Here is a 19,295-nt window from a genome sequence, read left to right as displayed (position 1 = left end):
CTGCCGCGAGACGGTCCCGGCGGCTCCGCATACAGCGCCGGAACGCCCCGGGGCCGCCGGGTCGACGACATCGTCTCGCGCGCCGCGTCGCCCCGGCCGTCGCGCGGCCGGGGCGACGCGGCGCGTCGTCACTGCCCGCGGATCCGGGCAGCCAGCATCTCGGCGACCACCAGCGTGGGCAGCTGGGTGTTCGAGGCCGTGATCGTGGGCAGGATGGAGGCGTCGATCACGCGGAGGTTGGACAGGCCGCGCACCCGGCCGGTCCCGTCGACGACCGCCGCCTCATCGCCGTCCCGGCCGGCCGCGCACGTGGACACCGGATGCCAGTAGCTGCCGGCCTGGGCGCGCAGGTCGGCGTCGGGCAACTCGTGCGGCAGCGGACCGGGGCGCACGGTGGCCAGCGACTTCAGCGCCACGCTGCCGGCGAGTTCGACCGCCCGGGTCAGCCCCCACCGCGCGACCCGCAGGTCCCGGCCTTCCGGGTCGCTCAGGAACCCCGGCTCGATGCCGATCGGCACGGCGGGATCGGCCGACCGCAGGAACACCCGGCCACGGGAGTGCGGCTTCATCAGGAAAGCGGCGATGCCGACCTCGTACTGGCCGCGCGGGAGCGTGCCGAACAGCGGCGCGCCGGCGGTCGGCAGCAGGTGCAGGTCCCAGGATCCGTCCGCGCACAGCGGGCTGGCCGCCTTGATCGCGACCTGACTGGCGTACAGTTCGCCGGCCTCCTCGCGTTCCAGCAGCGCGGCATTGAGCTCCGCGGTGGGCGTCAACGGCAGCACGAGGCTGGGATGATCGGTCAGGTTCGCGCCGACGCCGGGCAGGTCGATCTGGACCGGGATGCCCAGCGACTCCAGGTCGGCGGCCGGGCCCACCCCACTGCGCAGCAGCACCGCGGGCGAGCCGAAGGCGCCGGCGGAGAGGATGTACGCGCCGCCGGTGAGCGTGCTGCGCTGCCCGTCCCGCTCGACCTCCGCGCCGGTCACGGCGCCGTCCCGGATGATCAGCCGATGGACGGCCGTGCGGTCGAGGATCGTGAGGTTCGGGCGTGCGCGGGCCTCCTCCAGATAGGCGAATGCGGCGTTCCAGCGCAGCGAGCCGACCGCGTTGACGGGTGGGCAGCCGCACGAGGGGCCCGACGACGGCGCCGCCATGTCGGCCTCCCACGGGTAGCCCAGCTCGCCGGCCGCGGTGAGCGAGCCGCTGCTCCAGGGGGACAGTTCGCTGTCCGGCACCGGGCGCACCCGCATCTTGGCGACGGCCTGCCGCCGGAACGGCTCCAGCGCCGCCTCGGACCACTCCGGACCGGCCACGGCCGCCCACTCGGCGTAGTCGTGGGCGCTGCCCCAGGTGTGCCAGCAGCCGTTGATGACCGAGGAGCCGCCGAGCACCCGGGCGCGGATCCGGTACGGCTCGGCGACCGGCTCCCAGACGTCCTCGCGGGGCAGGACGCGCGCGTTGAGCTCCTTCTCGGGCCATGCGGAGCGGTCCGGCCCGTAGTCCGGGCCGGCCTCCACGAGCAGAACGGAGGTCTCTGGAGACTCACTCAGGCGGGCGGCGAGGACGCAACCCGCCACCCCTCCCCCCAGAATGATCACGTCGTAGGTTCCGGCAGGAGGACTGTGCATTCGCGCTCCTCGATCGGTTGACGCCATGTGTTCCGCTTTCGCCGCCGGGTCCACACCGGACCGCCTCGGCGAGACCCGAGCAGGAAGCCGTCCGGGGGCAGCGCCGCACATCCCGCGGCGGCGACGGAACCGTGGGATAGCCTGTCATGCGACTTGATCGATGTCTAGCTACGGCGGCTTGCCCACGTTTGTGGCGTACTGCGAAGATGGCGCTTCGGCTGCCGGCGCGCCGACTCGGTCACCCGAAGGATGGATGTTGATGCGCAAATACCTTTTCTGCCTCCGCCAAAGGTACGCATCATCGCTGCTCATCTGGAACTTCCTCGGCCGCCTCCCGGCCGGCATGGGCTCGCTCGCGATCGTGCTGTTCCTGCGGGCGCACGACGTCGCCTACGGCCGCCTCGGCGCGATCACGGCGCTGTACGCCGCCTGCTCCGCCGTCGGGGCCCCGGTGCTGGCCCGGCTCATCGACAAGCGCGGGCAGAAGGTGCCGCTGCCGGTTGCCGCGCTCATCTCCGGGCTGGGATTCGCGCTGCTGGCCGGGTTCGGCGTGCGGCACACCCCGATCGTGCTCCTGGGCGTCGGGCTCGCCGGCTTCTTCATGCCGCCGCTGGAACCGGCGCTGCGCAGCGTGTGGCCGAGCGTGTTGCCGGACGAGTCCACGGTCGAGGTGGCCTACGCGCTCGACTCGGCGCTGCAGAACATCCTCTTCGTCTCCGGCCCGGTGCTGGTCGTGCTGCTGTACGGCGCCGTGGACCCGGCCACCGCCGTACTGGTCATCGGCGGCATCGCGGTGGTCGGCACCCTGGCGTTCGTGGCGTTGCCGCCGGTGCGGTCCTGGCGCGGCGCCGAACGGGTGCCGGACTGGGCCGGAGCGCTGCGCTCCAGGACGCTGGTCGTGCTGCTGGTCACCATGGTGTTCCTGGGCAGCCTGGTCGGTGTGCTCAACGTGGCCACCGTGGCCTACGCCGAGATGCTCGGCCGGGACGGACTGGCCGGCCTGCAGCTGGCGGCATTCTCGGTCGGGAGCCTGGTCGGTGGTCTGGCGTACGGGGCTCGGCAGTGGACCGGTGACCCGCTGCGCCGCCTGCTCGTCATCTCGCTGATCATGGCCGTCGCCACGTGGCCGCTCGTGCTGGTGCCCGGCCCGAATCTGCAGCTGGTCCTGATGGGCATCGCCGGCCTCGGGCTCGCGCCCGTGCTGACCTGCTGCTTCGTCCTGGTCGGCAGGGTGGTGCCGACCGGCACGGTGACCGAGGCGTTCGCCTGGATCACCGCGGTCTTCCTGGGCGGCAGCGCCTGCGGTTCGGCCCTGGTCGGGGCGGTGCTGCCGCACACCGGACTGACCACCGCCTTCGCGCTGGGCGCCGCGGGCAGCACGGCCGCGTTTCTCACCACACTCTTCCTCGCGCTGCGCCGTCCGGCCGACAACATGCCGGCGCGTGCGATGGCGGTCGAGGGAGCCGACTCGCCGTAGCGGCGGGTATCCGACACAGCGAGGGGACCGTGCATGGAGCATCTGACCGAACGGGACGTGCCGGGTGACCCGTGGCTGCGCCGGTCCCTGCCGGTGAGTCATCGGGTGGCCGGCGACCTGGCCGGGCTGCGCTATCCCGGCCGCCGGCTCGCCTGCTGGCTGCACCTGGTGCCGAACATGATGCCGCTGTTCGACTGGCTGATGTCGACCGGCGCCGAGCTGCTGATCGGCAGCTGCGACCCGGGGACCGCCGATCCGGCCGTGGTGGATCAGCTGCGCGGGCGCGGCGCCCGGGTGCTCAGCAGCGGGCCGAAACCGGCGGACCGGCGCGCCGCGCTCGACGAGGCGGTCGCCTGGCGTCCCGACCTGGTCACCGAGATGGGCGGTGAGCTCATCGCCGAACTGGTGCGGCGCGGCTGCCCGCCCCGCGCCGCGATGGAGTCCACCACCACCGGCATCCATCGTCTGTCCGCCGTGGCGCCACTGCCCATGCCGGTGCTGAACTGGAACGACATCCCCCTCAAGCAGCTCGTCGAGCACCGCTTCCACGTCGCCGACGCGCTCTGGACGGCGTTCTCCGCACTCACCGGGATCGGTCTGCTCGGCCGCCGGGTGCTGGTGCTCGGATACGGCAACGTCGGCAAAGGCGTGGCGACCCAGGCCCGCGCGCTGGGCGCCATCGTGACCGTGGCCGACCCGGACCCGCTGCGCCTGGTCGAGGCCCGCCTGCACGGCTGCGCGACGGCGCCGCACGCGACGACCGCGGCTGCCCGGGCCGAGGTGGTCGTCACCGCGTCCGGCCGGGACGGCACCCTGGACGCGGCCGTCATGGACCGGCTGCCGGACGGGGCGATCCTGATCAACGCCGGCCACGCGCCCACCGAGTTCGACCTCGACCATCTGCACCGGTGGCCGTGCCGGCAGCAGCGGCCGGGCGTCGCGGGCTTCACCCGGCCGGACGGGTCGCACCTGTTCGTGCTGGGCGACGCGAGCCCGTTGAACCTCGCCTACCCGCACGGTTCGCTCGGCGACGACCTGTGGGACCCGTTCAACGGCCTGATGATGTTCGGCTGCCGCTGGCTGCTCGACGGCACGTGGCAGACCGCCGCCAGCGGATTGGTGCCCTTCCCCGACCGGGAGCAGCGGGTGCTCGCCGAGCTGATGCTGACCGAGGTACGCGACCGTCCGGCCACCGTGGTCGATCCGGCCGACCTCGCGCCGATCGGCCCGGCCGACGGCGGCCACGAGCTGCGCGAGGTCGTGGGCGCACACCTGCCCGGCTCGCAGCGGCGGCACAGCCTCGCGCATTCCACGCTGCGCCCGGACGGCCGGATACCGGTGCACCGGCACGAGACCACCGAGGAGACGTTCATCGTCGCGGCGGGCTCCGGGCGCGTGCTGCTGGACGGCACGGAGTCGAGCGTGACCGCCGGTCAGGTGGTGGTCGTGCCACCCGGCGTCCGGCACGGCTTCCGCGCGGGGCCGGACGGCATGCGGTTGTGGGCGGTGTCGACCCCCTCGTGGACACCGGCCGACCATCACGACGACGGGTCGCCGCGATGACCGCGCCGACCTTCGGGGTCGTCCACGACTTCCGGCGCCCGCTGCCCGGGATCACCGACGCCGCCTACTACGCCGAGTGTCTCGACGAGATCGTGCTGGCGGAGACCCTCGGCTACGCCACCGTGTGGCTGCCGGAGCACCACGGCGCGATCGACGGCTTTCTGCCCTCGCCGCTGGTCATGGCCGCCGCGGTGGCCGCCCGGACCAGGCATATCGGCATCGGTACGAACGCCGTCGTGGCGCCGCTGCACCATCCGCTGCGGCTGGCCGAGGACGTCGCCGTCGCGGACCTCGTCTCCGGCGGCCGGCTGACGCTCACCCTGGTGCAGGGTTACGTGGACCGGGAGAACGAGCTGTTCGGCGTGCCGGCACGGCAGCGGCCGTCCCGTCTGGAAGAGGCGGTCGCCATCTGCCGGCAGGTGTGGCAGACCGGTCGTACCGGCTTCGCGGGCCGCCGCTGGACGCTGCCGGACGGGCCCTTCACGCCGGTCCCGGGCCGGCGCGTCCCGATCTACGTCGGCGCCTTCAGCGGGCCCGCGTTCGACCGGGCGGCGCGGATCGCCGACGGTTTGCTGCTGTACGGCGGCGCCGGCGTCACCGAGCGGTACGCCAGGTGGCGCGAGGCTCTGGCGGACGCCGGGCGCACCGGGCACGTGCCGCTGGTCCTCGGCGCCACCGTGCACGTCGCCCGGGACGACGCCACGGCCTGGCGGGAGGCCGCTCCGGCGATTGCCGCGCTGGACCACGGCTTCGCGACGCACCAGCTGCCGGCGGGCGCCGCGGTGCCACCGGTACCGGGACCGGAGACCGTCGCCCGCGACGCGGTGCTGGTCGGCTCCCCGGCCACGGTCGCCGACCGCATCGTGGACCTGCACCGGCAGGTGCCGTTCGACCATCTGTGCCTGTGGGGCCGGCTGCCCGGGTTCAGTCATCCGGCGGCGGTCGAGGCGGTCACCGCCTTCGCGACCGAAGTCGTGCCGGCGGTGACCGCCCGGATCACCGGCTCGGCGACGTGATCCGCGGTGTGCGCACCACGGATCACGTCGCGGTCACTCGCCCGGCACCGCGGCGACGACCGGCGTCTCGGGGCTGAGCGCCCGCACGGCCAGCAGGTCGCCGTCGTGCGACAGGCGGTCGAGGACCTCGCGCAGGCTGGGCACGATCGGTACGTCGAGCTCGGCGAAGTGTTCCCGGGCGTGCAGCGCGTCCTCGCCCGCGTGGTAGACGACGCAGTGCACGCCGCATTCCCGCGCGGCCACGCAGTCGTCCACGCTGTCGCCCACGATCAGCACCCGCTCCGCCGGCAGGCCCAGGTGCTCCAGATGCCGGCGCAGGTGCGGGGCCTTGCGGACGATCTCGATGCCGTCCGTGCCGTCGATCCGGGTGAAGTGATGCGCGATGCCGGCCTCGTGCACCAGGGGCAGCAGGCGCTCGTGCGGGTACATCGACAGCAGTGACTGGGTTTTGCCGGTGCCGGCCCAGAGCTCCAGGGCTTCCGCGGCGTCACCGGTCAGCGTGACCCGGGCGCGGTGCCGGGCGTACGCCTCGTGGAAGCTGCGATCGAGGTCGGCCTGTTCCCGGTCGGTGAGGCGCCGGCCGACCAGCCGGTTGTAGAACTCGGTGATCGGTTGCATGTGGTGGCGCTGGTAGTCGGCGCGGGTGATGGGCGCCATGCCACAGGCCGCGAAGGCGTCGATCGTCGCATCGATCAGGGCGCGGCTGTCACCGAAGATCGTGCCGTTCCAGTCCCAGACGATGTGGTCGATGGTCGGCGTCACGTTCACACGTTCTCCTGGAGTGGGGGTGCTGGACGATCCTGTCATGTAACCACGGTGGACTAGACCGCCCGGAGCGGTTCACCCTCCGCGAAGCCGGCCGGACTCTGCACGCCCAGCACCACGTTCTCCCGGAACTCCGGCAGCGTCCGCGCCCCCACGTAGGCGCATGCCGAGCGGATGCCGGACGTGATGACGTCCAGCAGATCCTCGGCGCCCGGCCGGGCCGGGTCCAGGTAGCGCCGGCCGCCGGACACGCCCTCCTCGAAGAACGCCTTACGCGCTCGCACCAGGGCCGGCTCGCCGGCCGTGCGGGCCGTCACCGCCCGCCGCGAGGCCATTCCGAAGTGGTCCTTGTACAACCGGCCGTGCTCGTCGCGGCGGGCTGGGCCGGGCGACTCGTGCGTTCCGGCCAGCAGCGAGCCCACCATCACCGCGGAGGCGCCGGCCGCGAGGGCCAGCACCACGTCGCGCGGGTGCCGGCAGCCGCCGTCGGCCCACACGGTCGCGCCGAGCTCGCCGGCCTGCGCCGCGCATTCCAGCACCGCGCTGAACTGCGGCCGGCCCACCCCGGTCATCATCCGGGTGGTGCACATCGCCCCCGGACCGACCCCGACCTTGACGATGTCGGCGCCCGAGCGCACCAGGTCCGCGACCCCGGCGGCGGTGACCACGTTGCCCGCCGCCAGCGGGATGTCCGGCGCCAGCTCGCGAAGGGTCCGCATCGCCGCGATCACCCGGTCCTGATGACCGTGCGCGGTGTCGAGCACCAGCAGGTCGACGCCGGCCGAGACGAGCTGCTTGACGGCGATCTCCAGATCGCCGTTGACGCCGAGCGCGGCGGCCACCCGTAGCCGCCCGCCGGCGTCCAGCGCCGGCCGGTAGATGCTCGCCCGGACGGCGCCGGCCGGGGTGAGAATCCCGGTCAGCGAACCGTCCGCGGCGAGCACGAGGGCCACCTGCCGCTGCGCCGCGTGCAGCGCCTCGTACCCGGCCAGCGGATCCGTTCCGTCGGCGAGAGTGAGGGGGTCACGGTCCATCAGCTCCGCGACGCTCCGGGCGGCCCGGCCGGCACGCGCGGCCTCCTCGGTGAGCACGCCGACCGGGGTGTCCCCGTCGACCACCACCGCGCAGCGGTGCGCGCGGCGCTCCATCGACCCCGCGGCCGCCTCGGGCGCGGTGTCCACCGGCACGACGACCGGCGTCTCGTACCGGGGATGCCGGCTCTTGACCCAGGCCACCGCCTCGGCCGCGGTGCCGGGCGGCAGGTCCTGCGGGAGTACCGCCAACGCGCCGCGGCGGGCCAGCGTCTCGGCCATCCGGCGGCCGGACACCGAGGTCATGTTCGCGGCGATCACCGGGACGGTCGTACCGCTGCGGTCGCCGGTCGTCAGATCCACCTCGTGGCGGGATGCCACCGCCGAGCGTGCCGGCCGGATGAAGACGTCGGCGTAGGTGAGTTCGTGAGGTGGCACTCGGCCCTCAAAGCGCATGTGAGCTCTCCACTCGGGCGGCCAGGCGCGTCCGGATCGGTTCCGGCGCGGTGGCGCCGGCCACGACCGCCGCCCAGATGTCGGTCGCGCTGACGCCCAGGCCGGCCGCCACGCGGTACTCGGTCGTCAGGTCGGTGTGGAACATCGCCGGATCGTCGGTGCTGACCGTGCATCGCACACCGGCGGCGCGCAGCCGGGGCAGCGGATGCTCGGCCAGGTCACGCACCGCACCGGTACGCAGGTTCGAGGTGGGGCACACGTCCAGCACGATCCGCCGCTCGGCCAGCTCGGCCATGAGCTCCTCGTCACGCCACGCGCCGATGCCGTGCCGGATGCGCGCCGGCGCGTACGGCAGCAGTTCGCGCACCGACTCCGGGTCGCAGCCCTCCCCGCCGTGCGGCAGGAAGGCCAGCCCCTGGTCCGCGGCGATCCGCAGCGCGCGGTCGTAGGCGGACAGTGGCATGGCCTCCGGCCGGCCACCGATGCCCAGACCGGTGATGCCGCGGTCGCGGTACCGGCCGGCCACCCGCGCGCACTCCTCGGCCAGCCGCACGTCGATGCCCCGGTAGAGGTCCGGCGCCAGGACCACCGTGACGCCGTGACGCTCGCCGGCCTCGGCGGCCGCGTCGCAGTACCCGGCGAAGATCTCGTCCCAGTCGACGCCACGCTGCACCCGCTCGGCCGGCGAGAAGATCGCCTCGAGATACACGGCGCCCTGCCGCGCGATCTCCTCCACGTAGGCCAGCGTGATCCGGCGGAAGTCCGCACCGGTACGCAGACAGTTGGTCGTCATGATCCAGGTTTGGATGAAGTGCTGCAGGTCGGTGAACCGGTAGAGCCGCTCCAGGCCGGCCACCGTGTCGGCGGGCAGCGCCACGTCGTTACGGCGGGCGATGGCCAGCAGCGTGGCGGGACGCACCGTGCCTTCCAGGTGTACATGCATCTCCGCCTTGGGAATCTCCGCAGTGCTCACCCGGTCCGTCATGCGGCTCCTCTCCTTCGACACCCACCCGGCACTCACCGCGTCGGCGGTCCGGCTGCCGCGCCGCGGCCGGAGACGGGACACCGCTCCCAGCAGAATTCCCATTATCGGTACGGTTATCCGGCATGGTCGGCGAGGGGACCGCAGGGCGCCACGCCGCGCGCGGCGACGATCGCCTCCAGCAGGTGCGCCACGCCGTCCTCGTCGTTGCCCGCCGTGACGATGTCGGCGGCGGCCAGCACCGCCGGATGCGCGTTGCGCACCGCCGCCGCGACTCCCGCGTACGACAGCATCGGCAGGTCGTTCGGCATGTCGCCGATGCAGGCCACCGCGGAGCAGGGCACCCCGGCCGCCTCCGCGAGGGCGGCCACCGCCGCGCCCTTGTTCGCCTGCGGATGCGACACCTCGACGAACCGGCGGGTCGAGTAGGTGACCGCGAAGTCGCGGCCGAGGGCGGCCTGGACGACCGGCGCCAGCGTGTCGACCGGTTCCGTGGCGTGCGCCAGCAGCAGCTTCAGCACCACGCCGTCGGCAACCGCCGTGGCGACCGACCCCGCACAGATCTGGTCGCGCCACTCGTGCGCGAGGTCGGCCGGGAAACCCCGGTCGAGGACGAGTTCGTGCTCCAGCACCGCGCCCAGCACCAGGCCGGGAACCCGGCCCAGGTCGCGCAGGGCCCGCTGCGCCCGTGCCCCGTCGAGGATCCGCCGATGCAGCACCCGGCCGCGGGCGTCGCACACCACCGCACCGTTGCTGGCGGCCAGGCTTCCCCGTACCCCGGCGTCGCGCAGCAGGACGGCGGTGGGCGCGAGCGGCCGGCCGGTGACGAAGGCCAGCCGTACCGCGCGCCGCGACGCGGCGGCCAGGGCGGCCCGGACCCGCGGGGAGATCGCCCCCGCCGAGGTCAGCATGGTGCCGTCCAGATCCGCCGCGACCATCCGCACCGAGCCGAGCCGGGCATGATCCGGCCTCACCGTTCCTCTCCGGACGTCGCCGGGTCGAGTCGGAACCGGACCCGCACGAGCAGTTGGCCCACCAGGGTCACCTCGACCCGCGCCGGGCCGGAGACCTGCCGGGTGACCGGCGCGTCCGACAGCGGCAGCCAGAGCCAGCCGCTGTCGAAATAGTGCCGGCCCGGCGCCCCGCTGATGCCGACGCCGCGCAGCCGGTCCGAGATGCTGAGCACGTCCACCGTGACCAGTCGCTCCCCCGAGAAGGACAGCCGGACCGGGGCGTCGCAGCTGAGGGTCCACTGTTCGCCTTCCAGCCCGGGCCAGCTCACGGTCCCGTCGCGGTCGGCGACGTCCCAGTGGACGGCCGGACCGGTCGGCGGGGCGTGTCCGGCGCCGGTGGTCTCCACGGTCATTCTCCCGGCCCGGCGGCACCGGCGCGGACCTGGGCGAGCAGCGCCGTCCAGCGCTCGACGATGTCCTGCTCGTCCGCGCCGGCCCGGAAGAGATCCTTGTCCAGCGGCCGGCCCGCCTGGTCACGCAGCCGCATGCAGTCCGGCGAGACCTCCGAGATGACCACCGGTGTCCCGTCCGGCCCGGTGGCCAGCACCAGGCAGAAGTCCCAGAGGTCGAGAGGGCTGAGCCAGTCGCGCAGGACGGTGTTGCAGCGCAGCGCGGTCTCGTGGAACGCCTCGACCGGCACCCCGTACGCGCGCAGGTAGTCCTCCGCGATCGGCTGGTCCTCGGGATCGACGCGGAAGTCGTACTTGACCACCGGCGGGTCGAAGCGGTGACCTTCCGGGAACAGACCCGGATACTTGCGGACGGTCGATCCGGTGGCGATGTTCTTGACGATCACCTCGAACGGCGGCGCCGGCAGGTAGTCCGCCTCGTACGTGATCGCGTCGACCCGGCGGCGGAACGCGGTGCGCACGCCGGCCCGGGCCAGCCGCTGCGCGGCGAGCTCGTAGAAGTCCAGGCGCAGCGGGCCGGTGCCGTCGAACATCTCGTCGCGGTCGTAGGTGAAGCTGCGCAGGCTCGGAACGAGCTCCACCAGGCAGGTGCCGTCCTCGTTCCACCACAGTCTCTTGCTCCGGCCACGCACGTCCGGCTCGCGCGACTTGACGTCGGCCGGTCGCGGCGTCTGCGTTGTGTCGGTCATGGCGCATCCTTCGGATCAGGCGAGGTGGGGTCAGCCCGCGGCGGCGAGCACGTCGGCGGCCCGGTCCGGGTCACGGCGCCACGGCTGCGGCAGGTGCGTCACGTCGCCCAGGACACGCACGTCGCCGCGGCCGGCCCCGATCGTCAGCTCGGTGACCGAGCCGACGGAGACCACGCCGATGTCCCGGTAGCGGGACGCCGGCATCCCCAGGAAGAAGGCGACGATCAGCCGGATCGGCGCTTTGTGCGTGACCACGGCGACCGCGGACCGGCCGGCGGTCGCGTCCCGCACCAGGTCGAGCACCCGCGCCTGAACCTGCAGGCCGGTCTCGCCGCCGGGCGGCGCGAAGTACGCCGGGTCCCGGACCCAGCGGCGGTGGGCCGCCGGGTCGGGCACCTCGGCCGGCCGCAGGTTCTCCCAGGCGCCGAACGACAGCTCCCGCAAACGGTCGTCCACCTGCGGGTCCAGGCCACTGGCCCGGCTGATCGCCCGGGCGGTCTGCCGGGCCCGCAGGGCCGGGCTGGTCAGCAGCAGCTCCACCCCGGCGAGCGCGGGATGACGGGCCAGGGCCTCGGTCATCCGCTCACCCACGCTGCTCAGCGCGGCGTCGTGCGAGCCGCAGAACAGGCCGTCGACCGTGCACGGCGTCTGACCGTGCCGGACGAGTACCAGCCGGCAGCGTGGCTCCAGGGGGTCGGGCATCTGGGGTCTCCTCGTCGTCACGGGTGATCGGGCCGGACCGGCGCCGCCCGGGCGGCGCCCGCCACGGTCAGGTCAACGCGCCCTGCAACGCGTGCTGGCAGCCGCAGTCGGTCTGCGCGGGAAGGGCGCCCACGATGCGCTGGACGATGTCCATCACCCGGCTGGAGTCCGCGCTGAATGCCTGCAGGACGCCGGCGTGCGACACCGCCTCGGCGCGTTCACCGTCGGTCACGTCGGCGGCGGCGACGTCGTAGTCGGTGATGTAGGAGAGGTTCGCGTAGCAGAGTTCGAGCTCGCGGGCGAGCACCACCTCCGGGTACTGGGTCATGTTGACCAGATGCCAGCCCTGCTGGCTGAACCACCGGCTTTCCGCGGTGGTGGAGAACCTCGGGCCCTCGATCACCACCACGGTGCCGGCCGGGTGGACGGTCGCGTCCGCCCCGGTCAGGGCCTTGGCCGCGATCTCGCGCATCCGGGCGCAGTACGGCGTCGCCGAGCTGATGTGCGCCGCCTGCGTGCCGGAGAAGAACGTGTCCTGGCGCCGCCGGGTGCGGTCGACGAACTGGTCGACCAGGACGAAGTCACCCTTGCGGTAGTCGCGCTGCAGGCTGCCCACGGTGTTGAAGGCCAGTACCTGGCGCACGCCGAGCTCCTTGAGCGCCCACAGGTTCGCCCGGTACGGCACCTCGGAGGGCAGGAAGTCGTGATTGCGCCCGTGCCGCGGCAGGAACGCGACGGAGTGACCGGCCACCTCCGCGATGCTGATCGGCGCGCTGGGCTTGCCGTACGGCGTCTCGACGGTGACCTCGCCGGCGCTGTCGATGAACCGGTAGAAACCGGTCCCACCGATCAACGCGATCGATGCCTGGGCCTGGGACATGGGTGTCTCCCTTCAAGGGGCGGGTCGTCGCCGACCGCTGCGGGCGTTTCAGGGAAGCGAGGGCTGCAGGGCACGGCCGACGGCGGCCAGCAGCTCGGGAATCGGGGCGGGACGGCGGCCGTCGGCGGCCAGCTCGCCGTAGACGCGGACGCCGCCCTCGGTGGAGGAGCCGCGCAGCAGCATCCACCGGTCGCCGTCGAGCCAGAACTTGACACCGTCGATGCTGGTCACCCGCTGTATCGCCGGGGAAAGGCCGACCTCGGCGAGGGCGGCGCGGCCGGCGTCGTGCAACACCTCGGCGTTCCCGCCACCGCCGACGCGCGACTCGAACCACTGTCGCGCGCCGACCGCGGCGGTCAGGTCGTCGAGGAGCTCACCGAGCCGGGCGCCGCCGCGCCCCAGCAGGCCGGCCAGAAGGGCCACCGCGACGAACGGGTCCCGGTCGATGCCGTACTCGGCGAACGCCAGGTCGCCGACACTGCCCCCGGCGACTGCCGCCGCACCGCTGACCAGCAGCGGCGACAGGTGTTTGAAGCCGATCGGGGTCTCCCGGACCGCCCGGCCCTGCCGGCGCGCGACGGTGCGCACGGCCATCCCCACGGCGGCCGTCACGGCGAGGTCGCCGGGCCGGCCGCCGGCCATGTCGCGCAACAACAGCGCCAGCAGTTCGTGCGGCTGGACGGTCCGGCCACGGTCGTCGACCACCACGATCCGGTCACCGTCCCCGTCGAGCACGATCCCGAGGTCGGCGCCGCGATCCCGGACCGCGTGGGCGGCCCGGTCCCGGGTCCGATCGACGGTGGGGTCGGGCACCAGGCCGCCGAAATCCGGGTCGAGCGAGCCGCCGAGCAGGTGGACCTGCCAGCCCAGCGCCGTGCACAGCCGGGCGACCGCCGGGCCCGCCACGCCGCCCACCCCGTCGACGACCACGGTCCGCGCGTCGGCCGCCGGGTTGGTCCGCTGGACCACCCGGGTCACGTGCTCCCCGATCAGCCGGTCGGCCACCGGCTCGGGCGCCAGGTCGGCCACCGCGGCGGCTGGCACGTCCGATGCGGCCAGCAGGTGCTCCGCCCGCCGCTCCACCTCGGCCGGCAGCGAGCATCCCGGTGCGACCTTGACCTTGATCCCGTTGTACCGGGACGCGTTGTGGCTGGCGGTGACCAGGAAGGCGAGGTCGGCGACGTCCCGGCTCAACGCCGCCGAGGCCACCGGGGTCGGCAGGTGCGGCACCAGCCGGACGGACTTGGCTCCGGCCGCCGCGGCGGCCGCCGCGACCGCGGCGGCACACTCCGGGCCGGACCGGCGCCCGTCGTAGGTGACGAGGACGCTCGGAGCCGGCGCGTCCGCCGGCAGGCCGCGCAGCACGCAGGACGCCACCAGGCCGGCGTACGCCGGGGTGAAGTCCGCGCCGATCACGCCCCGCCAGCCGTCGGCGCTGCTCTTCGCGCGCGGCTCGTTGGTGACTCGCCCGCCGCTCATCTCAGGTCCCGACTCGCCAGTCGGTGAGGTACTGCTGCTGGCCGGGGCTCAGCTCGTCGATGCGGACCCCGTAGGCGGTCAGCTTGGCGCGGGCCACCTCGTCCTCGACCGCGCGCGGGATCTCGACGATGCCCGGCTGGAGCCGGCCCGCGTTCGCGACCAGGTACTGCAGGGCCAGCGCCTGGGTCGCGAAGGTCATGTCCATGACCTCGGCCGGATGAGCCTCGGCGGCGGACTGGCCGACCAGCCGGCCCTCGGCGAGCAGGATGATGCCCGGGCCGGACGGCAGGACGTACTCGACGCAGTTCGGCCGCAGCTCGCGCCGCTCGACGGCGGCGTCGGTCAGGTCCGCGACGGCGATCTCCACATCGAAGTGTCCGGAGTTGGCGAGGATCGCCCCGTCCCGCATCCGCCGCATGTGGTCGAGCGTGATCGCGTCCCGGTTGCCGGTGACCGTGACGAAGACGTCGCCGCGCTCGGCGGCGTCCATCATCGGCATGACCTCGAAGCCGTCGAGCTTCGCCTCGAGAGCGCGGATCGGATCGACCTCGGTCACGATCACCCGGGCGCCCATCCCGCGGGCTCGGGCGGCGACCCCGCGGCCGCACCAGCCGTAGCCGATGACCACGAACGTCGACCCGGCGATCAGCACGTTGGTGGCGCGCAGAATGCCGTCGATCGTGTTCTGCCCGGTGCCGTACCGGTTGTCGAACAGGTGCTTGGTGGCGGCGTCGTTGGTCGGCAGCACCGGATACCGCAGCGCGCCGTCGGTCGCCATGTTGCGGATGCGCAGCACGCCGGTCGAGGTGACCTCGGTCCCGCCGATGATGTCGTCGAGCAACTGCGGATAGTCGTTGTGGATCGTCGTGGTGAGGTCCGCCCCGTCGTCCACCACGACGGTCGGGCGCACGTCGAGAACGCCCTGCACCTGGCGGTAGAAGGTGTCCCGGTCACATCCGTGGATGGCGAACACCTCGGCGCCGATGTCGCGCTGGATCGCGGCCGCGACGTCGTCCTTGGTCGACAGCGGGTTCGAGGCGCACAGGGACAGCTCCGCGCCGCCGGCAACGAGCGCGCGGCACATGTTCGCCGTCTCGGTGGTCACGTGCAGGCAGGCGGCGATCCGCTGGCCGACGAACGGTTTCGTCTCGGCGAACCGATCGACCAGCGCGGACAGCACCGGCATCCGCCGCCCGGCGAACGCTATCTTCCGCCCGCCTTCGTCGGCGAGGGCGAGATCTCGGACCATACTCATCTGAGGTTCATCCGTTCTGTAGTTTCGTGTGCCGCGCCGGTGAACCGGTCCAGCAACTCGGGAAGGGTCGCCACGCTGGCCCGGGCGCCGACCGCGCCGACCGCGAGCGCCCCGGCCGCGTTGCCGACCCGCACCCGCGCCGCGGGGTCGAGTCCGGCCAGCGTGGCGAGCAGGTAGCCGGCGGTGAACGAGTCCCCCGCGCCGGTGGGGTCCACCAGCGCGGTGGGGAAGGCCGGCGCCGACCACTCCCGCCCGCCCTGGCGGACCGACGCGCCGTGCGCGCCGAGCGTCGTCACGACCTGCTGGTCAGGCGACTGAGCGACCCAACCGGCCTCGGTCTCCAGCCGATACCGCTCGTCGCGGTTGAGCATCAGGATGTCGCAGTACGGGGCGATCTCCCGGGCCAGGGGATCACCCGCGTACAGCCCGCCCGGGCACCAGCACAGCAGCGGGCGCGGGCGCCGTTGTGCCAGGGTGTCGACCACCTCCCGGACCACCTCGGGGCCCGGGTCGAACATGACCACGGCGTCCACCGGAGCGTTCAGCGCGTCGCGCGCCTGGGCCGGACTGAGCAGGCTGTTGGCGCCACGATGCATCAGCATGTAGTGCTTGTCCGGGAACACCGGGATGATCACCCGGCCGGTCGGGGCGCCGACGTAGCGGTGCACGGCATTGATGGCGATCCCCCGGCTGCTGAGATCGGCCAGCAACTGGTCGCCGTCGGCATCGACGCCGATCGCCGCCGAGACACCGACCCGCAGACCGAGCGCGGCGAGGGCCGCCGCGCAGTTGCCGGCGTGCCCGCCCGGCGCGGTGACGATGGATTCGGCGACGACGGCGCCGTCGTCCGCCGGCTCGCTCGGAGCCTGCACGATGAGGTCCATGTTGAGCGTGCCCACCACGAACACCGACGCCCGCGCCGCGGTCGCGATCAACGCGGCCGTCTCGCGCTCGGTGGCGGGCCGCACGCCGGCGGTCACGACCCGTCTCCGGCGACCGCGACAGCGCTGATCTCGACCAGGCATCCCGGCTCGGCGAGCCGCGAGACCTCGACCAGGACGCTGGCCGGAGGCGGTTCGGGCAGCAGCTCGTTGCGGACCGCCGACACCGCTGTGAAGTGCGCGGCCACATCGGTGAGGTAGATGGTCACGCTGACGATGTCCGCCAGCGTCGCGCCCGCCTCGGCCAGCACATCGGCGATCCGGGCGAACACCACCCGGGTCTGCCCGCCGGGGTCGTCCGGGCACAGCACGACGCCCGCGTCGTCGGTGGCGACCTGGCCGCTGACGAACACCAGCGAGGCGCCGGCCGGCAACTCGGCCCGCACGCCCGGCGAGTAGCGGCCGATCGGTTTCGAGTGACCGCGGGGAATCAGACTCGAACGCGGGGTGGTCATGACGATGCCCTCTCCTGGAACGGGCCGAAGGTCGAGGTCATGGCGGCGACGTGAGTCTCTCGGACCTCGATCTCCGGCGGTAGTCGGAAGATGCCGGTGACCAGCGCGGCAATGTCGGCCGCGGTCAGGGCGCCCTTGCGGGTTCCGGGTGCGGCATCGGTGTACGCGCCCTCGAAGAAGGTGTCCACCCGGCTCGGAACGACCAGGCTCACCCGCACTCCGCGCTCGCGCAGCTCGCGGCGAGCCACCTCGAGCAGGGCCCGCAGGCCGGACTTCGAGGCCGCGTACGCGGCGCGTTCGGGGAACGGATGGACGGCGGAATCGGAGAGCAGACCGACGACCAGTGCCCCCGGTGCGGCGGTGAGCAGCGGGAGGGCCGCACGCAGCACGTGGAACGAGCCGGACAGGTTGGTCCGCAGCGTGCCGTCCCAGTCCTGCGGTTCGATCTCGGCGAGCGGTGCCCACCGGCCCTGTCCGGCGTTGAGGACCACGCCGGCGAGCTCGGTGAGCCCGGCCAGCGATTCCCGTGCGGCACGGGCCACGGCGTCCGGGTCGCCGACGTCCACGATGGCGCTGCGCGCCTCGCCGCCCCGCTCACGCACCTCTGCGCGGACCGCCGCCAGGTCGGCGCCGGATCGGGCCCAGAGCACCGGACGATAGCCGTCGGCCGCCAGCGCGACGGCTGTCGCGCGGCCGATACCCCGGCTGGCCCCGGAGACCAGGACCCACCGTCCCGCACCGGTCATCGACGCGCTCCGCCCTGCTCGCCCGCGCTCACCGGCAGGCCGGCGCGGCGGCCCGGCTCGATCTCGGTACGGGCCATGACCGGCTCACCGAGCGCCGGCAGGAAGTCGTCCAGGAGCGCGAACGCGATGTCGACCGACTTCACCGACGGCCGACGGTCACCACCGACCGAGCACAACCGTCCCTCCCGTACGATTCCGCCCGGCGCCGGCTCGACGCCCAGTTCCCGCAGTTGCTCGGTCTTGCCCGCGTGGATGGCCAGCCTGCGGCCCGCGGCGAGCCCGGCGCCCGCGACGAGGAGCGCACCGGAACACACGCTGTAGAGGCGTGCTCCGGAGGCGTCCGCGTCACGCAGCGCCTGCCCGATCCGCTGGTCCGACGCGGCGGCCGCCGCACCCCGTCCACCGGGGATGACGACGGCCCGGGCCTCGGCGACCGAGGCCAGGTCCCGGTGGGCGGTGACGACGGCGCCCCCGGAGCCCGTCACCGTCTCCCGCGGCGCGGCGATCCAGGTGACCACCTGTCCCGGCCGCGCCAGCAGCCCGGCCTTGCTCAGCACGGCGTACGCGCCGAACAGGTCCAGCTCGTCGACGTCCGGATAGGCCAGTACCGCGATGTGCAGCGGGAGTTCGGTGACGGGCCGGTCGGTCATCGCTGGGACACCGCTTCCCCGACCTTGCCCTCGGCGGCGGCCTCGTCGAGCTGGCGGAAACTCTCGGCGACGTCCTCGGCGGTGTACTTCGGGTGCCCACCGGACGGCGACTTGAGGACCGGCACGGCGGCGGCCGGGAAGCCGGCGATGCCCAGGCGCCCGCTGGCCGCGGCGATCCGGATCAGGTCGATGATCACGCCGGCCGCGTTGCTGGAGTCCTGCACCTTGAGCTTGAGGTCGAGGGAGATCGGCGTACCGGCCCAGCCCTGGCCCTCGATGTTGAGGATGGCGACCTTGTTGTCGCGCAGATGCGACACGAACCCGGCGGACGGGATGACCTCGACGTTGCTGGTGTCGACGCCCTCCTGCGCCAATGCATTGATCTTGGATTGGCGCTTGCTGGCTCCGCGCTCCCGCAGGTTGCGGAAGTCCTCGTTGCCGCCCAGGTTCAGCTGGTACGAGCTGGACAGGGTCAGCCCGCGCTCGCTGAGCAGACCGAGCAGCGCGCGGTGCACCACCGAGGTGCCGAGGTGGCTGGCCAGGTCGTCGCCGACCAGCGGAACCTTGGCGTCCTCGTAGGCCCGGAGCAGTTCCGGCGAGCGGGCGACGATCTCGGGGGTGCAGTTGACGAATGCCACCCCCGCCTCGAGGGCAGCCAGCGCGTACGCTTCGGCCGCCCACTGCAGGCCGGTGGGCAGCGAGTACAGCAGGACCTCGGCACGGGCGTCGGTCAGCTGCTTGACCAGGGTCCGGAATGCCGGCGACGCGGGGTCGGCGTCGGCCTCGGTCGCCAGGCCGGGAGCCACCGTGAACGGCACGTCGGGCAGGTCGACGTCCAGGATCGGATAGTTGTTCGGCTCCGCCAGCACCGCCTCGCTGAAAGGCCGGCCGAGCTTGTTGGGGTGGATGTCGAAGGCCGCGACGAATTCCAGGTCACTGACTCCGATGCCACCGATCCGAGGGCGCTTGATACCCGGAAAACGATCCTCCGGAATACCTTCTTCCCGCATCTTCCGATACAACTCGGCGCCTTGGAACAGGGCCGAGATGTTGTTTCCAACCCCCGCCACGGCGAGTCGGATCGCTGCAGCCATGAATACCACCAATCTGTGTTTTTCCAGGACTGTCCTGGAGCCACGCGCACGCGCGGTCATAAG

General features: G+C 73.2%; 19 protein-coding genes. 3 read left to right on the top strand and 16 right to left on the bottom strand.

All coding sequences use genetic code 11. The features are described 5' to 3' along the window. Positions 1–128: 128 nt before the first annotated feature. Entirely contained in the window at positions 129–1,628 is a 1,500-nt protein-coding gene (locus ACTEI_RS14635) for a GMC family oxidoreductase (protein ID WP_164465958.1), read from the bottom strand. A 259-nt stretch (positions 1,629–1,887) separates the two neighbouring features. On the opposite strand from ACTEI_RS14635, the gene ACTEI_RS14630 reads away from it, so the two are divergent. From ACTEI_RS14630 to ACTEI_RS14620, 3 genes are read left to right on the top strand one after another with little or no spacing between them, the layout of a single operon-like run. Then, positions 1,888–3,105 carry an MFS transporter gene (locus tag ACTEI_RS14630; RefSeq protein WP_164465957.1) on the top strand — a complete coding sequence of 406 codons (1,218 nt, stop codon included), beginning with the start codon at positions 1,888–1,890 and terminating at the stop codon, positions 3,103–3,105. A gap of 33 nt (positions 3,106–3,138) precedes the next feature. After that, positions 3,139–4,668: a cupin domain-containing protein gene (locus ACTEI_RS14625; protein ID WP_122978164.1), complete on the top strand. Its 1,530-nt coding sequence runs from the start codon at positions 3,139–3,141 to the stop codon at positions 4,666–4,668. After that, positions 4,665–5,684 carry an LLM class flavin-dependent oxidoreductase gene (locus ACTEI_RS14620; protein ID WP_122978163.1) on the top strand — a complete coding sequence of 340 codons (1,020 nt, stop codon included), beginning with the start codon at positions 4,665–4,667 and terminating at the stop codon, positions 5,682–5,684. The genes ACTEI_RS14625 and ACTEI_RS14620 overlap by 4 nt, the downstream gene beginning before the upstream one ends. Positions 5,685–5,717: 33 nt before the next feature. Here the strand turns inward: ACTEI_RS14620 and ACTEI_RS14615 are convergent, their stop codons facing one another. From ACTEI_RS14615 to ACTEI_RS14545, 15 genes are all read right to left on the bottom strand, one after another. After that, positions 5,718–6,452, bottom strand: a complete 735-nt coding sequence (locus ACTEI_RS14615) for an HAD family hydrolase (RefSeq protein WP_164465956.1) — start codon at positions 6,450–6,452, stop codon at positions 5,718–5,720. A gap of 53 nt (positions 6,453–6,505) precedes the next feature. Next, complete coding sequence (locus tag ACTEI_RS14610) at positions 6,506–7,936, bottom strand: GuaB1 family IMP dehydrogenase-related protein (RefSeq protein WP_122978161.1); 1,431 nt, start codon at positions 7,934–7,936, stop codon at positions 6,506–6,508. Continuing rightward, positions 7,926–8,921 (bottom strand): adenosine deaminase, encoded by a 996-nt coding sequence (add, locus tag ACTEI_RS14605; RefSeq protein ID WP_122982147.1) that lies wholly within the window; start codon positions 8,919–8,921, stop codon positions 7,926–7,928. Before add ends, ACTEI_RS14610 begins: the two co-directional genes overlap by 11 nt. A 113-nt stretch (positions 8,922–9,034) precedes the next feature. Next, positions 9,035–9,892 (bottom strand): HAD-IIB family hydrolase, encoded by an 858-nt coding sequence (locus ACTEI_RS14600; protein WP_145831079.1) that lies wholly within the window; start codon positions 9,890–9,892, stop codon positions 9,035–9,037. After that, complete coding sequence (locus tag ACTEI_RS14595; RefSeq protein WP_145831080.1) at positions 9,889–10,278, bottom strand: hypothetical protein; 390 nt, start codon at positions 10,276–10,278, stop codon at positions 9,889–9,891. Before ACTEI_RS14595 ends, ACTEI_RS14600 begins: the two co-directional genes overlap by 4 nt. A 2-nt stretch (positions 10,279–10,280) precedes the next feature. Next, positions 10,281–11,030 carry a phosphoribosylaminoimidazolesuccinocarboxamide synthase gene (locus tag ACTEI_RS14590; RefSeq protein ID WP_122978158.1) on the bottom strand — a complete coding sequence of 250 codons (750 nt, stop codon included), beginning with the start codon at positions 11,028–11,030 and terminating at the stop codon, positions 10,281–10,283. Positions 11,031–11,060: 30 nt separating this feature from the next. After that, entirely contained in the window at positions 11,061–11,732 is a 672-nt protein-coding gene (locus ACTEI_RS14585) for a histidine phosphatase family protein (protein WP_203723771.1), read from the bottom strand. 67 nt (positions 11,733–11,799) lie between these two features. Beyond that, the gene (locus tag ACTEI_RS14580; RefSeq protein ID WP_122978157.1) at positions 11,800–12,612 is read right to left on the bottom strand and encodes an S-methyl-5'-thioadenosine phosphorylase; all 813 of its coding nucleotides are present in this window, start codon (positions 12,610–12,612) and stop codon (positions 11,800–11,802) included. A gap of 48 nt (positions 12,613–12,660) precedes the next feature. Continuing rightward, positions 12,661–14,091, bottom strand: a complete 1,431-nt coding sequence (locus ACTEI_RS14575) for a phosphohexomutase domain-containing protein (RefSeq protein WP_122978156.1) — start codon at positions 14,089–14,091, stop codon at positions 12,661–12,663. A gap of 1 nt (position 14,092) precedes the next feature. Continuing rightward, positions 14,093–15,346 (bottom strand): adenosylhomocysteinase, encoded by a 1,254-nt coding sequence (gene ahcY, locus ACTEI_RS14570; RefSeq protein WP_122978155.1) that lies wholly within the window; start codon positions 15,344–15,346, stop codon positions 14,093–14,095. Further along, entirely contained in the window at positions 15,343–16,326 is a 984-nt protein-coding gene (locus tag ACTEI_RS14565; protein ID WP_164465955.1) for a carbohydrate kinase family protein, read from the bottom strand. The genes ahcY and ACTEI_RS14565 overlap by 4 nt, the downstream gene beginning before the upstream one ends. Continuing rightward, positions 16,323–16,742, bottom strand: coding sequence for a RidA family protein (locus tag ACTEI_RS14560; RefSeq protein ID WP_122978153.1), 420 nt, complete (start codon positions 16,740–16,742; stop codon positions 16,323–16,325). The genes ACTEI_RS14565 and ACTEI_RS14560 overlap by 4 nt, the downstream gene beginning before the upstream one ends. Beyond that, complete coding sequence (locus ACTEI_RS14555) at positions 16,739–17,488, bottom strand: SDR family NAD(P)-dependent oxidoreductase (protein WP_122978152.1); 750 nt, start codon at positions 17,486–17,488, stop codon at positions 16,739–16,741. Before ACTEI_RS14555 ends, ACTEI_RS14560 begins: the two co-directional genes overlap by 4 nt. After that, positions 17,485–18,138 carry a DJ-1/PfpI family protein gene (locus tag ACTEI_RS14550; protein WP_122978151.1) on the bottom strand — a complete coding sequence of 218 codons (654 nt, stop codon included), beginning with the start codon at positions 18,136–18,138 and terminating at the stop codon, positions 17,485–17,487. Before ACTEI_RS14550 ends, ACTEI_RS14555 begins: the two co-directional genes overlap by 4 nt. Continuing rightward, positions 18,135–19,232 carry an inositol-3-phosphate synthase gene (locus ACTEI_RS14545; RefSeq protein ID WP_122978150.1) on the bottom strand — a complete coding sequence of 366 codons (1,098 nt, stop codon included), beginning with the start codon at positions 19,230–19,232 and terminating at the stop codon, positions 18,135–18,137. The genes ACTEI_RS14550 and ACTEI_RS14545 overlap by 4 nt, the downstream gene beginning before the upstream one ends. Positions 19,233–19,295: the final 63 nt, after the last annotated feature.

This window comes from Actinoplanes teichomyceticus ATCC 31121 (assembly GCF_003711105.1).
Lineage (GTDB): Bacteria > Actinomycetota > Actinomycetes > Mycobacteriales > Micromonosporaceae > Actinoplanes > Actinoplanes teichomyceticus.
Note: the sequence above shows the minus strand (reverse complement) of the source record. Positions and strands in the feature narration are given on the sequence as shown.